Source organism: Bacillus sp. FSL W7-1582, assembly GCF_038593325.1.
In the GTDB taxonomy this organism is placed as follows: Bacteria; Bacillota; Bacilli; order Bacillales; family Bacillaceae; genus Bacillus; species Bacillus altitudinis.
Genome location: NZ_CP151987.1, coordinates 2,993,567 through 3,007,443, shown reverse-complemented (window position 1 = coordinate 3,007,443; position 13,877 = coordinate 2,993,567). Strand labels below are relative to the sequence as shown.

12 protein-coding genes and 1 riboswitch are annotated in these 13,877 nt (G+C 40.8%); of the genes, 9 read left to right on the top strand and 3 right to left on the bottom strand.

All coding sequences use genetic code 11. The features are described 5' to 3' along the window. Positions 1-59: 59 nt before the first annotated feature. Together NSQ11_RS15600 and NSQ11_RS15595 are read right to left on the bottom strand one after the other, a co-directional pair. A complete protein-coding gene (locus NSQ11_RS15600; RefSeq protein ID WP_116306210.1) occupies positions 60-1,910 on the bottom strand; it encodes an LTA synthase family protein in 1,851 nt (616 codons plus the stop codon). A 123-nt stretch (positions 1,911-2,033) separates the two neighbouring features. Next, on the bottom strand, positions 2,034-2,525 hold the full coding sequence (locus NSQ11_RS15595) for a metal-dependent hydrolase (protein WP_341042087.1): 492 nt from the start codon (positions 2,523-2,525) through the stop codon (positions 2,034-2,036). 171 nt (positions 2,526-2,696) lie between these two features. On the opposite strand from NSQ11_RS15595, the gene NSQ11_RS15590 reads away from it, so the two are divergent. The 3 genes from NSQ11_RS15590 to NSQ11_RS15580 all read left to right on the top strand — a co-directional run bounded on the left by NSQ11_RS15590 (position 2,697) and on the right by NSQ11_RS15580 (position 5,254). Beyond that, entirely contained in the window at positions 2,697-3,125 is a 429-nt protein-coding gene (locus NSQ11_RS15590; RefSeq protein ID WP_007500254.1) for a MarR family transcriptional regulator, read from the top strand. 82 nt (positions 3,126-3,207) lie between these two features. Beyond that, on the top strand, positions 3,208-3,351 hold the full coding sequence (gene sspJ / locus NSQ11_RS15585) for a small acid-soluble spore protein SspJ (RefSeq protein WP_008347117.1): 144 nt from the start codon (positions 3,208-3,210) through the stop codon (positions 3,349-3,351). A 122-nt stretch (positions 3,352-3,473) separates the two neighbouring features. Next, positions 3,474-3,652: riboswitch (Lysine riboswitch) on the top strand. A gap of 192 nt (positions 3,653-3,844) precedes the next feature. Then, on the top strand, positions 3,845-5,254 hold the full coding sequence (locus NSQ11_RS15580; RefSeq protein WP_035701368.1) for an amino acid permease: 1,410 nt from the start codon (positions 3,845-3,847) through the stop codon (positions 5,252-5,254). Between the two features lie 242 nt (positions 5,255-5,496). Here the strand turns inward: NSQ11_RS15580 and NSQ11_RS15575 are convergent, their stop codons facing one another. After that, positions 5,497-6,435 (bottom strand): ABC transporter substrate-binding protein, encoded by a 939-nt coding sequence (locus tag NSQ11_RS15575; protein ID WP_025207967.1) that lies wholly within the window; start codon positions 6,433-6,435, stop codon positions 5,497-5,499. 259 nt (positions 6,436-6,694) lie between these two features. Between NSQ11_RS15575 and NSQ11_RS15570 the strand changes: the two genes are divergently transcribed. The 6 genes from NSQ11_RS15570 (at position 6,695) to uxaC (ending at position 13,839) form a co-directional block, all read left to right on the top strand. Next, the gene (locus tag NSQ11_RS15570) at positions 6,695-7,747 is read left to right on the top strand and encodes an iron ABC transporter permease (RefSeq protein ID WP_017368049.1); all 1,053 of its coding nucleotides are present in this window, start codon (positions 6,695-6,697) and stop codon (positions 7,745-7,747) included. Next, positions 7,748-8,770 (top strand): iron ABC transporter permease, encoded by a 1,023-nt coding sequence (locus NSQ11_RS15565; protein ID WP_007500263.1) that lies wholly within the window; start codon positions 7,748-7,750, stop codon positions 8,768-8,770. It begins immediately after the preceding gene. A gap of 21 nt (positions 8,771-8,791) precedes the next feature. Then, the gene (locus NSQ11_RS15560) at positions 8,792-9,607 is read left to right on the top strand and encodes an ABC transporter ATP-binding protein (RefSeq protein WP_017368048.1); all 816 of its coding nucleotides are present in this window, start codon (positions 8,792-8,794) and stop codon (positions 9,605-9,607) included. A 178-nt stretch (positions 9,608-9,785) separates the two neighbouring features. Next, on the top strand, positions 9,786-10,508 hold the full coding sequence (locus NSQ11_RS15555) for a response regulator transcription factor (protein ID WP_017359250.1): 723 nt from the start codon (positions 9,786-9,788) through the stop codon (positions 10,506-10,508). 3 nt (positions 10,509-10,511) lie between these two features. Continuing rightward, a complete protein-coding gene (locus NSQ11_RS15550) occupies positions 10,512-12,266 on the top strand; it encodes a HAMP domain-containing sensor histidine kinase (protein WP_017359251.1) in 1,755 nt (584 codons plus the stop codon). Between the two features lie 136 nt (positions 12,267-12,402). Next, positions 12,403-13,839, top strand: a complete 1,437-nt coding sequence (uxaC, locus tag NSQ11_RS15545) for a glucuronate isomerase (RefSeq protein WP_335358072.1) — start codon at positions 12,403-12,405, stop codon at positions 13,837-13,839. Positions 13,840-13,877: the final 38 nt, after the last annotated feature.

The following is a 13,877-nucleotide window of genomic DNA, read 5'->3' as shown; positions in this document are numbered from 1 at the left end:
TTTGACCATTCATAGGCTTTCAGGAAAAGAGAAAAGAAAAAGCCGCCAGAGGGCAGCTTTTAATGCTGATAAAAACGTAGTAAGTTCCCGTTGATCACTTTATCTGATAGAGACAGCTCTTTATTGGTTTTTTCTATATAGGGCTGGCATACTTCATCTTCTTCAACAGGTTGTTTTGTTTTTTGATCATAGCACGTGTTCTTTGTATAAAGATAATCATCCGTAATAAAGTTTCCATTTCTCAGCACAGCGAACGGTGTACGCTCATTGGAGAAAAGGTCATTTCCAAATTGAATAGAATCTTTTGATTCAATGCCGAGTAAATGAAGAAGTGTCGGTTTGACATCCATTTGACCGGCTGTTTCAGAAATGGTTTGAGGGGCCTCGTCTGTCACCCCAGGAATGTAAATCAAAAAAGGGACCCGCTGCAGTTTAACCGCATCAAACGGTGTGATTTCATCCTGCTTCAGCAGCTCTGCCATTGCCTCATGATGTGCTTCTGAAATGCCATAGTGGTCTCCCATCAGGACAAACATTGTATTTTCATATAGTCCTTCTTCTTTCATTCGTTCAAAGAACCTTTTGATGGCTTCATCTTGATAGCGAACGGTGGTCACATAGCGGTTTAAAATGGTGCTAGTCGAATCGTATTCATCAATGAACTGATCCTTTGGATCAATTTCAAATGGGAAGTGATTGGTTAAGGTAATAAACGTGCTGTAATAAGGCGTTTTCAGCTTTTTTAAATAATCGATGGATTGGTCAAAAAAGTCGATATCCTTTAAGCCCCAGCCAGTCGAATTCTGTTCATTGACATCAAATGAATCGACATCATAAAAGCGGTCAATCCCAAGAGATTCATACATCACATCACGATTCCAGAACGTTTTATTATTCGCATGAAATTGGACGGATTGATAATTCTCTTTTTTCAATTGCTTGTACAGTGTGTCATATTCGTTGTCACTCGCTGTGAAAAAGACAGCGCCACTGCTAGATGGATAGAGGGAGTTTGCGACGATAAACTCTGAGTCCGACGTTTTGCCTTGCTCTGTCTGCTGATAAAATTCATCGAAATAGAAGCTTTTTTTGGCAAGTTGATTTAAAAATGGTGTGATGTATTGTCCATTCACCTTTTGATTCATGACAAATTGCTGCGTTGATTCAAGTGAAATGAACACGACATTTTTGCCTTTAGCAAGTCCAAAGTAGTCTTCATTTGGTGCACTGTAATCAGCTTTTGTGTAGTTTGCCACTGTTGAAAGTGTATCTTCGTCAGCAAAGGCTTTTTGACCAATACGTGCTGTTTGAGCGGCACCGTCATACAAATGGAATTGAAACAGCCCAAGGTTGCGTACAATGACTTCTCGATCATACGAGCTTGTCAAAAATCGAGGGTGGTCCATCAAAGCTGAGCTGACATGGAACAATAGCAAGCTGCAGCAAACCACATAGTATGTTTTGATCGTCTTAAAAGACGCTTTTGGTGATAGCGGTTTCCGTTTTAAGAGCCATGCCAGCACCACAAAATCAATCAGCATGAGTATAAATAGCGGATGAAACAATTCAGTCATACTGCTGCCCATATCTCCCATGTTCTTTGCTTGAAATAAGACAGGAATGGTAATGAAATCAATATAAAAACCGTAAAAGATCGTATTCGATATCAAAATGGCTGTCAAAATAAAATTTGTGGTCAATAAAAAGACCTTTTGTTTCGTTTCATTTAAGAAAAGAGCAATCCCAAACAAAGGGAGCAAAAAGCTAAGTGGATTAATCAAAAGCAGCCATTCGTGAAACAGATTGGCCGTTCGTATATGAAATCCGAATTGATAAATGATATATGTTTTCATCCACATAAAGAGGATGGAGTACACTAAAAACCAGTGATTTTTGAAAAACGCTTTCATTTATGTAACTCCTCACCATTCTGTATTCAGCTGCAAGGCAAAAACACTTATCTTAAAACTACTAAAAAAATGAGGAATGATCAATTCATATCCTGCTTTTTTGCAAAACTCTTTTTTCTTTTTCTAAAACGGCAATGGGATGGATATTCCGCAAATGACAGCCATGTGATAGCAGGTGACAATGGTCAGAGCAGCTAGTACGACTTGTTCTCCTGTGCTGCCTGTTTTGACATAAAAGGGGAGACGTACTTTCATGGTTGCAGGGAACAAAAATTTAATACCGTTCACTGTGCCTGCATCAAGGATGAGGTGGCTTGCCATCCCAACTAGTAACCCGGTACTGAGGCTGTCATTTGGAATGTATGTTGTCGCAATAAAATAAATGATCAGCAGAAATAATAAACTATGTGTAAAGGTGCGGTGCCCGAACACACTACTGATCAGTGTGGAAAGGAGCGGGAATTTCCTGCCGATTTTGCTTTTCGTATGACATAGATCTGGGATGAGGGCACCTACTGATCCTGCAGCAGCCATCGTCACTGGTTCGAATCCGTAATAATAGGCGACGGCTGTGGAGGCGGCAATTCCGCCCATAATATGTGTTTTTCCTGTCATGATGCGTACTCCTGTTCTGTTTTTTGTTCAAGTACTCACTATATCAAGGGTGAATCCATTCAGCAAGGCTTATTTCTAAAGAAAAATGGGATAAAATAGTTGGCTGTTTGGAAAAACATTCTATAATAAGAAGGAAGTCATGTTGACACTAACGATAAGGATGCGATTCGGATGAGTAATGCAGACATTTTAAAAGAAATTGTTCTTGTACATTATGAAGTCAGCCGTAAATTAAACCGCAAGTTACTTGAGTTAGAAAAAGACATCACGCCTCCACAGATATATGCTCTTTCTATATTGATACAAGGAAAAGTATCACATGCTGAAGAGCTCAAACAAAGACTCTCTCTCAACCCAGGTGCCGCTTCCATTGCCCTCAATAAATTATGTGAGCAAGGCTACATTCAGAGAGAGAGGGACAAGGACGATCATTCCCTTGTTCGGCTAGAAGCCACGGAAAAAGGGCTGGCTATTTACGAAAAGCATACACGTCTTTTTGGAAAGGTGATTCAGCATATGATGTCAGACTTCACAGAGGAAGACTTAAAGACCTTTCTAACGTATTTGCAAAAAATGAGACAGACCTTTCACGATGAATGAACCGCTCCTCTTTGTATAATGCTGAGCGCTGTAGCACAAATTAAACAGGCAAAGGCATTTTATGAAAAGGGGGGAAATAGCGATGTCATTTTTCCAAAAGGATAAAAAGGCGAAAAGCGAGAAAGACCATCAGCAGGTCGATCAGCTGTTAGAAGAAGCAAGTAAAGAACTAGCAGGCGATCCGCTTCAGGAAGCTGTCCAAAAGAAGAAAAACAACCATCAATAAGCTGACAAAAAGGCGGAGAATCATTTCTCTGCCTTTTTTCTATGTTTTTCCCTTTGACAGATATGAGAATGTTTGATAACCTTCGTGTAGTAAAAATGAATAGAAATCCTCACGCTATGTCTCAGTGAGGTAGAGGTTGCGCGGATGATGAGTCACTCATGGGAGAGATGGAATCGTTGATCATGAGAAAAAAGGCATCAGCGCCGAAGTGTAGAGAGAGCTCCAACTTTCTTTATGCTGGGTCTGCATTGAACAAATGCAGGACTGCCACGTCTTTGAAGCGTGGAGGGCTATCCGGAGATCAAGGTGTATGTTTTGAAAAGCATGGACTTTTGTTCAGGCTTTTTTTTATGTTCTGATTGCCTAAGAAAAGGGTATGCTGGTAAGAAAGTGACCCAACATGAACATAAAGAATGCAAGTCATTGCTTCACAAATATATCAATGAAGATACTGCCGGGTCTGGTCCAAAGTGAATATAACGGAGGTACGAAAATGGAACAGACAAAAAAATGGGGTTTTTGGTTATTGACGGCTTTTGTCGTCGGAAATATGGTAGGTTCAGGCATCTTTATGCTGCCTAGTACACTTGCCCAGCATGCAAGTCCTTTAGGTGTGACGATGGCATGGCTTGTCACAGGTGGCGGCGTACTGATGATTGCCTTTGTGTTTGGACATTTGTCCATTCATAAACCGCAGCTGACAGCTGGACCACAAAGCTATGCAAGAGCGCTTTTTAAAGATCCGAAAAAAGGAAAAGCAGCCGGTTTTACAATGGTTTGGGGATATTGGGTGGCAAGCTGGATTAGTAATGTCGCCATTATCACAAGCCTAGCTGGTTATTTAACAACCTTTTTCCCAATTTTAACCGTGAAAACGGAGATCTTTACTTTTGGAAAAGAAGCGATCACACTTGGTCAGCTCACAACGTTTATCGTATGTACAATCCTTCTATGGGGGACTCATACGATTTTAATTACAAGCTTAAGCGCAGCAAGTAAGCTGAATTTTATTACGACCTTTTCAAAGGTGCTTGGATTCGTCCTTTTTATTGTCGCAGGCTTATTTGCATTCCAAACAGCATTATTTGAACATTATTACTTCCCTGTTGAAGCAGCAAGTGGTGAAGGAGTGCTCGGACTTGGAGGCCAAATTCATCATGCGGCCATTTCCACACTATGGGCATTTATCGGCATTGAATCTGCTGTCATTTTATCAGGAAGAGCCTCCTCGCAGCGTGATGTCAAACGTGCGACGATTACAGGACTTTTAATTGCACTGTCTATTTATATGATTATTACCTTGATTACAATGGGCGTTCTGCCGCATGATCAATTGCAAGGTTCTGATAAACCATTCGTAGACGTGCTTCAGCTGATTATCGGACCGGCTGGCGGCATTGTCATGGCACTTCTTGCGATCATTTGTTTATTTGGTTCGATGCTCGGCTGGATTTTGCTTGGTTCTGAAGTCCCTTATCAAGCAGCAAAGGCTGGCGATTTCCCAGCAGTGTTTGCAAAAACAAACAAAAAAGGCAGTCCTGTTTTTGCTTTGACTGTCACAAATATCATGTCACAGCTGTTTATTTTCTCAGTCATGTCACGTACGATTAATGAAGCCTTTACTTTCTTAACAACATCAGCGACACTTGCGTATCTCATTCCGTATATCGTGTCGTCGATCTACAGCTTTAAGGTCATCATGCAAGGTGACACATATGAGCTCCAAAAAGGAAATCGGACAAGAGACGGGATCATTGCGCTTGTGGCCATGGGGTATTCCGCTTGGGTCATTATTTCAGGCACAGCTGATTTAAAAACATTTGGTCTTGGTATTGGATTGTTTTTAGTTGGCATTTTACTTTACCCATTCATGTCCAAAAAATTTGCCAAAGGTACAGTATAAGAAATACGTTTCTCCAGCATTGGAGAAACGTTTCAGCGTGTAGACAAACCCTCGCATTCTTTGTCAGTCCTGCGTGCTGGTGCTCACGAATGCCAAATTCGCTCCGCGCCAGTACTCGTCCTTCCTAGACTGCAAAGGTTTTCTATCACGCTGAAAAGAAGACAAAGGGGTAAAATAAAGTTCATTTCACCCCTTTGCCAACAATCTAATACGTTTCTCCAGCATTGGAGAAACGTATTTTTTTATGAGGCAGATGTTAATCGATCCACAATAAATTCGAGCTGACCTTCTAGTGACACAGGGTCATTAAAGAAGTAACCGACTGTATCTGTTTCAAATACGCGTTTGTTTTGGACAGCAGGAAGTGATGCCCAGATGCTGCTTTTATACACTTGATCGCCATTACTTTTTGAACCGCTCCATGGGCTTGTGAAAATATAATCACCTGCAAATTCTGGAAGCTTTTCAAGAGAAATGTTTGCATAACCGACACCACTGTCGATGGCTTCTTTTTGGACGGCCTTCGGGGCTTTTAATTTCAGCTCGTCATAAATGATTTCACCACCGCGTGCAAAAGTGTTACCGAAAATGTAAATGCCCTTATCGAATGGTGATACGATCGAAACGGTTTTGTTTCCTACAGCTTTTGTTACTTTTGGTTTCACTTCAGCAATTTTGGCATCCCATTTTGTGATCCAATCCGTTGCTTTTTTTGATGTGCCTGTCATTTTACCGAATTCTTTTAGCTGGTCTTTAAACGAATATTGATTGTATTGAATGGCAACTGTAGGTGCAATTTTTTTGTATTGATCAAATTTCTCATCTTCTCCCCAAGCAATGATCATATCTGGCTTCAAAGAGGCTACTTTCTCAACAGAGGGAGATTTTCCAATATTCTTCACTCCATCTGTTTTTCCTTTATAGAAAGGGTTTTTAAAGATGGGCGCAGTGGCAGCAATTGGGGTTTTGCCGAGTGTGACGAGATCCCCGTAATAGCTTTCCGCCAGAAGCACAATTCGTTGTGGGTTTTGAGGCAGTTTCACTTCACCCTTTACATCTTGATAGGTGATCGTGTCATTTTTTTTGGCTCCCGATTCTTTATTGGAAGTGCTGCCGCAAGCAGCAGTAAAAATCATAAGGGTCATGAAGGAAATCAAAAGAAGTCCAGTTCGTTTTTTCACAAAAGTTCGCTCCTATTCAATTGTTTATGATAATGATTCTCATTCGCGATTATATCTTAACATGATAGAAGAAAAAATGCATCGGCTATTTTATGACCAAAATGAAAATGGTGAAATTCTCCCGGTTTTTTGATGAAAATAAAGAAATTTATCAGAACAAGGATTTCAAAACGTGAAGAAAGTGATATACTAGACTCCGAGATTGATAATCATTATCACTAATAACGAATAGATATGAACGGAAAGGAAGAGACTGGTTTTGGGCTCACAATCGAATAAACAGCTGTCAGCTAAAGATGATGCGATAGATATTGTGACAAAGCCTTTTGGTACAGCAGCTGTTGTCATCATAGGAATCATTGCTTTAGCATTCGGTCTTTTTTTATCAGTATCGCTAGGAGCGGCAAACATTCATTTACACACGGTATGGGAAGCCGTCTTTCATTTTGACTCACAACAAACCTCACATCAAATCATTAGGGAACTGAGGCTGCCGCGTACAGTTGGTGCCGCACTTGTCGGTGCCTTTTTAGCAGTATCGGGTGCCATCATGCAAGGCATGACAAGAAATGCGCTTGCGTCTCCTGAAATCATGGGTGTGACAAATGGCTCTGCATTTGCGATTGCCATTGCGTTTGCTTTTTTCCCAGGCCAATCTTCTTTTACATTAATTCTTTGGTCATTTTTGGGTGCCGCACTCGGTGCTTCTATTGTATTTGGGGTTGGAACCCTTTCAAAAGGGGGGCTTACTCCTGTAAAACTCGCATTAGCCGGTACGGCTGTTGGCGCACTTTTAAGCTCAATTTCCTCAGCGATTGCCATTCGATTTGACGTCGCGCAAGATATGAGTTTTTGGTACGCAGGCGGTGTGGCTGGGGTAAATTGGAGCAATATTAAGATCATCATTCCAGTTGCGGTTGTAGGACTGATCATCGCTATGGTTCTTGCCCGCTCCATTACGGTTTTAAGCTTGGGCGATGAATTAGCAAAAGGGCTTGGACAATATACACGAACAGTCAAGGTACTTGGCATATTGGTCGTGATCCTTTTAACAGGTGCAGCCGTGTCAGTTGCAGGTTCTATTGGCTTTATCGGGCTTGTGATTCCTCATGTTACGCGTTTCTTGGTCGGCGTTGACTATCGCTGGATTATACCTTGCTCAGCTATTTTAGGGGCTATTTTGCTCATTTATGCAGACATTGCGGCAAGGCTTGTCAATGCGCCGTTTGAAACGCCAGTTGGTGCCATTACAGCCATTATAGGCGTTCCTTTCTTCTTATATTTAGCGAGACGTGAAAGGAGCGGAATTTAAATGGAAATGGTGCAGCAGGCAAAGAAAAAGAAATACAAACGAACGATGGTCATGATCTTTTTAGCCATCGTGGCTGTGTTCCTGATTAGTTTAAATACCGGAGAGATAAGGATTTCTCCGATGGATACATTCAAAACATTTTTTGGACTCGGAAGTGAAATGGATGAGCTTGTATTATTCGAGTTCAGACTTCCAAGGATGGTCATCGCTTTACTTGTTGGCGCTTCTATCGCTGTATCAGGTGCCATTTGGCAAGGTGTTTCTCAAAATGGTTTAGCTGATCCCGGCATTCTAGGTGTAAATGCGGGTGCAGGTTTTGCGGTTGTTTTGTTTATCTTTGCCTTTCAGGGCTCGATGTCGAACTTAGGTGATTTTACGATATTTGTACTGCCGCTTTTCGCTTTCGCAGGTGCAGCCTTTGCTGCATTTCTCATTTATGTGCTAGCGTGGAAAAAGGGCATTACGCCTGTTCGATTGATTTTAACTGGTATTGGGATCAATGCTGCATTTTCGGCAGCAATTGTAGTCATTCAATTAAAGATGAGCCCAAATGATTTTAACCAAGCCATTGTGTGGCTGTCAGGAAGTATTTGGGGCTCAAGCTGGACATATGTCTTATCAGTCGTGCCATGGATGCTGATTTTTCTTGTATTAGCGATGGTGAGGGCACGCTACTTAAATATCATGAATTTGGGTGATCAGATATCTTATGGCTTAGGGATTTCAGTTCATAAAGAAAGAAGTTTTCTCATGCTGATTGCAGTTGCATTAGCCGGTGCAAGTGTCGCAGTTGCAGGGAGTATATCGTTCCTAGGGTTAGCGGCACCACACCTCGCAAGAAAGCTAGTTGGGCCGAAACATCAAGGAATGATACCGGCGTCCGCTATGATTGGTGCACTGCTGTTATTACTTGCAGATACACTTGGGCGTGTCATACTTGCTCCATCAGAGGTGCCCGTTGGACTTGTCGTTTCTGCTTTAGGCGCACCTTACTTCATTTACTTATTGATGAAAACGAACTAATGAGGAAGGAGAGTACAACAGATGAAATCACTTGAAACAGAAAAGCTTTGTATTGGCTATCATGACCGTTTGATTGTAGACGATTTAAATATCAGCATCCCAAAAGGCAAGGTGACCACATTAATTGGGCCGAATGGGTGCGGGAAGTCAACGATTTTAAAAACAATGTCTCGTATTATGAAGTCCCATCAAGGTGCTGTTTATTTAAATGGCCAGGCGATCCATCAAACACCAACAAAAGAAATTTCAAAACAAATGGCTATCTTACCGCAGACGCCTGAAGCCCCAAGTGGTCTGACCGTTTATGAGCTTGTGTCATATGGACGTTTCCCACATCAAAATGGATTTGGCCGCTTATCAAATGAGGACAAACGAATCATCAGATGGGCACTTGAGGAGACGGGAATGATTGCATTTCATGACCGGCCAATTGAAGCACTCTCCGGTGGACAGCGTCAGCGGGTATGGATTGCGATGGCACTCGCTCAGGAAACAGAGCTGCTTTTATTAGACGAACCAACGACGTATTTAGATCTTGCTCATCAGCTGGAGATCCTTCAGCTATTAGAACGCTTAAACAGAGAGCAGGGCAGAACGGTGCTGATGGTGATTCATGACCTCAATCATGCTGCACGCTTTTCACATTACATGATTGCCCTCAATCAAGGGAAAGTCATTAAAGATGGTACGCCTCATGAAGTCATGACAAAAGAGGTGCTCAGTCAGGTGTTCCACATCGATGCAGAAATTGTTCTTGATCCGAGAACGAATAAGCCAATCTGTTTAACATATGACTTAATGAATCATGAAAGAAAGCTTGAAGCTGTGAACGGATAATAGATGGACAAAAAACTCGGTATGTATGACCGGGTTTTTTTGCATTTTTTGATATTACCTTGTGATGCCATTTTCTCCAGTTGATCTTTTTTCGCTTTTATGCAGAAAAGAGGTACTTTTTTACTTTGGACAATGGTAATATACGGTTAGAGATCATAGCTAGAAAGGAAAGAGATGCGTGGAAACAGCAAAAATATTGATTGCAGATGACGAAGAAGCAATTGTAAAAATGGTTGAACGCGTATTAAAAAAAGAAGGGTTTCAACATATTTATAAAGCCTATCATGCAGATGAAGCATTAGATATTGTCAAAAACGAGGACATCCACCTCTTACTTCTAGATGTGATGATGCCCGGTAAGTCAGGCTTTGATGTTCTGCCTGACATCAGGAAAATGACGAAGGCACCGATTTTCTATTTAACAGCAAGAACGTCTGATGTAGACAAATTGACTGGATTTGCACAAGGTGCAGACGATTACATCACAAAGCCATTTAATCCGTTAGAGCTAGTAGCTAGAATTAAGGCGCACTTAAACCGAACTTATATCTCCTTACAGGAGGAGCAGGAAGAAGCGCACAGTCAATATGAATATGCTCATTTCTCGTACCATCCTCATGCAGCCGAGTTGAAAGTAAGGGGAAAGGTGACAGCTTGCTCAGCTCAGCTTTTGTCCTTGCTGAAGTATTTTTGTGACCATCCGAATGTGGTACTTTCAAAAGATCAAATCTATGAGAAAGTATGGGGTGTTCCGTCATATGGTGACAACAACACCGTCATGGTTCATATCCGAAAGCTGAGAGAAAAAATAGAGTTAGATCCAAGCCAGCCTGAATATATTGTGACGATCCGTGGTATGGGCTATAAGTTCATTCCGCAACCTGTGAAGGTTCTTCAATAGTTTATGAATTTACGAACAAAACTTTTCTTTCACTTTGTCGGACAAATGTTTATTGTCATCGTCATTCTAACGATCGGGCAAACATTCTCTGAAAATCTTTATTTTCAAAAGCGCTATGAGAATATGACTGAAACTGGTTTAACGAAGGCAGATGGAGATACACTCATGAGCTGGCTTTATTTTAACGAGGATGGAAAAATGGAAGCCGATGATCAGCTCAAACAAGCAGTGGAAAAACGTGATGGCTGGCTACAAGTGATTGATTCCAAAAAACGCAACGTCTATAGCTATCAACTCCCTAAAAACATTCCAACATCCTATCAAAAGGATGAAATGATCAAGATCTTTGAAAAAAGACAATTTAAAGATTACAAGATGTACTTCTGGCCAATTGAGATTGATCAAGAAAGCTTTATCGTCTTATATGGATTTAAAACGAACAGCACAAAGGTAGCCAATTATCTCAAGCAGCATGAAAAAAACCTGGCTGCATTGTCTCAATATTCGGTTGAAACAAAAGAATTTTTGAAAAGAATGAATGGATCGGTGCATCTGTTTAATGAAGAAGGAAAATACTTAAAAGGTATCCGAGCCAAAAATAATTTGAAAAATAACGTAACGGATGTTGAACTGCTCAAGTATCAATCAAAGCCTTGGGAGTTTAGAAGTGACCTGTCGTATATCAAAGTGAATAAGGATTTGTATATGATTGTTTCGGTGCCAAACAAAGTATACAGCCCAGACGAGCTTTATGATAAAGAGACAGAGGCTTTAAACCAATATACAACGCTTTTGATTGCAGGTCTTGCGCTTACGATTATTATCGTTATGACATTATGGTACTCGTATCGCTATGGGCTACCGATCTATCACATTATCCGCTGGCTGATTTTCTTATCAAGAAATAAGTTGCAGGAGCCAACAAATAGAAAAGGTATTCCAGTAAGTAAAAATAAAAAGGGCCGTATTAAGCGGGAGTACCGGCTGTTTGAGGATATCCTCAAAACAATGGATCAGCTCACCAATACGTTAAAAGAGAATGAAGCAAACCGAAGAAAAATTCAAACCACAAGGGAAGAATGGATCGCAGGGCTGTCTCATGATCTAAAAACGCCTCTTAGCACGATTTACGGCTATGGATTAATGCTAGAATCAGATCAATACCAATGGTCCAAGGAAGAAGTCATGGAAATGGGACAAGTCATTCGTGAGAAATCAGAATACATGTCGACCTTGATTGAGGATTTAAACCTCACGTATCGATTGAAAAATGGTGCATTGCCTATTAATCGAAAACCTGTTGAGCTTGGTGAATTTTTAGCCTCCATTATGGACGAGTTTTCAAGAAGCACGCTTTCAGAAGATTATTTATCATCCTTTGAAGATCAAACAGAGGGTGTCATGTTTGAGATCGATAAAGCCTGGTTTAGACGAGTCATTGAGAACCTGCTGGCGAACGCAGTGAAGCATAACCAGAAAGGTACTCTTATTCAAGCTGTTCTATCTGAAACAAATGATGAAGTTCGGATCGAAATGAAAGATAACGGACGCGGAATGGCGCAAGAAACGGTGGATCATTTATTTAATCGTTACTATAGAGGGACAAATACGAATGATCCAACAAATGGAACAGGATTAGGACTGGCGATTGCAAAAGAGCTTGTCTTGCTACACGATGGCGATATTCAAGTAGAAAGTGAATTAGGTCAAGGAACAACTATTGCGATTATCCTAAAGAAAACACCCTCTGTAAAATAACCAAAAAACGATTTTCTTTTCTAAAGGAGATCGTTTTTTCTTGTTTTAGGATTGAAATCAATTTTGTAAACGATTACAATAAAATTGTTAACGTGAACAAATTGATTTTCATCATTATAAGAGATGGGGGAGTTTGATGAAAGCCTTTTTAGATGAGCAGTTTTTATTAAACAGTCAAACGGCGGAAAAGCTATACCATGAGTTTGCAAAGAACCTTCCGATTATTGATTACCATTGTCATTTAAGTCCAAAAGAAATCTATGAAAATAAAACGTTCCGAAATATAACCGAAGCATGGCTTTACGGGGATCATTACAAATGGCGCGCCATGAGAGCAAATGGGATACCTGAAACACATATCACAGGGGATGCCTCAGATGATGAGAAATTTTTAGCATGGGCGAAAACTGTTCCGATGACGATTGGAAATCCTCTCTATCACTGGACCCATCTAGAGCTAAGACGATATTTTGATGTTGAAGAACTTTTGAATGAAGAAAGCGCAGACATCATCTGGAAAAAAGTAAATGAAAAGTTGCAAGGAGATGGATTTGGTGCGAGAGATTTCATTGTGAAATCAAATGTTGAAACGGTTGTGACGACAGACGATCCGGTTGATTCGTTGATTTATCACCAACAACTGCGGGAAGAAGGCTTTTCTGTGCAAGTACTGCCAGGGTTTCGGCCAGATAAGGCATTAGATATCACAAATGACTTGTTTATCGAGTATGTTCATCAGCTAGCGGAGGTTTCATCTATCAAGATCGAATCCTATCAAGACTTCATAAAAGCACTTCATATGCGAATCGATTTCTTTCATGAACAGGGCTGTTTGATTTCAGATCATGCCATCAATGAAATGACGTACGAAGACACGACGGAAGAAGAAGCTACGATCATTTTTCATAAAAGAATGTCTGGACATCCATTGACGGAAAAGCAGAAGGTTCAATTTAAAACGTACACATTCATTGAACTCGGTCAGGCATATGCTCAGCGGGGATGGGCGATGCAGCTTCATATCAATGCGCTCAGAAACAACAACTCGAAAATGTTTGAGCGGCTTGGACCAGATACCGGATATGATGCAATGAATGATGAAGACATTGCAAAACCTCTTTGCCGCGTATTAGATCGGTTAGAACAAGCACATGCATTGCCAAAAACCATCCTCTATTCCTTGAATCCAAGGGACAATGTGGTGATTTCAACGATAGCTGGAAGTTTTCAAGATGGAAAGACTCCTGGGAAAATGCAGCATGGAACAGCCTGGTGGTTTAATGATACAAAGCAGGGAATGACAGAGCAGATGATGGCACTTTCCAGTATCGGACTGATCAGCCGATTTATTGGGATGCTGACAGATTCACGAAGCTTCCTGTCTTACACAAGACATGAATATTTTCGTAGACTGTTATGTGACATCATTGGAGATTGGGTGGAAAAAGGTGAAGCGCCTAATGATCTCAATTTGCTAGGGGGAATGGTAAAAGGAATCAGCTATGAAAATGCAAAGCAGTATTTTCAATTTGAACGGGCAAATGAGCTTTCGCATAAAAGCAAGATGATATGAACAAAAAGCAAGAATATGAAAGCGTTTTTATGATAAGA

Bases quoted from the DNA above. Each gene is read 5' to 3' on its own strand.
- NSQ11_RS15600 (WP_116306210.1), bottom strand. From the start codon at position 1,910: ATGAAAGCGTTTTTCAAAAATCACTGGTTTTTAGTGTACTCCATCCTC.
- NSQ11_RS15595 (WP_341042087.1), bottom strand. From the start codon at position 2,525: ATGACAGGAAAAACACATATTATGGGCGGAATTGCCGCCTCCACAGCC.
- NSQ11_RS15590 (WP_007500254.1), top strand. From the start codon at position 2,697: ATGAGTAATGCAGACATTTTAAAAGAAATTGTTCTTGTACATTATGAA.
- sspJ (WP_008347117.1), top strand. From the start codon at position 3,208: ATGTCATTTTTCCAAAAGGATAAAAAGGCGAAAAGCGAGAAAGACCAT.
- NSQ11_RS15580 (WP_035701368.1), top strand. From the start codon at position 3,845: ATGGAACAGACAAAAAAATGGGGTTTTTGGTTATTGACGGCTTTTGTC.
- NSQ11_RS15565 (WP_007500263.1), top strand. From the start codon at position 7,748: ATGGAAATGGTGCAGCAGGCAAAGAAAAAGAAATACAAACGAACGATG.
- NSQ11_RS15560 (WP_017368048.1), top strand. From the start codon at position 8,792: ATGAAATCACTTGAAACAGAAAAGCTTTGTATTGGCTATCATGACCGT.
- NSQ11_RS15550 (WP_017359251.1), top strand. From the start codon at position 10,512: ATGAATTTACGAACAAAACTTTTCTTTCACTTTGTCGGACAAATGTTT.
- uxaC (WP_335358072.1), top strand. From the start codon at position 12,403: ATGAAAGCCTTTTTAGATGAGCAGTTTTTATTAAACAGTCAAACGGCG.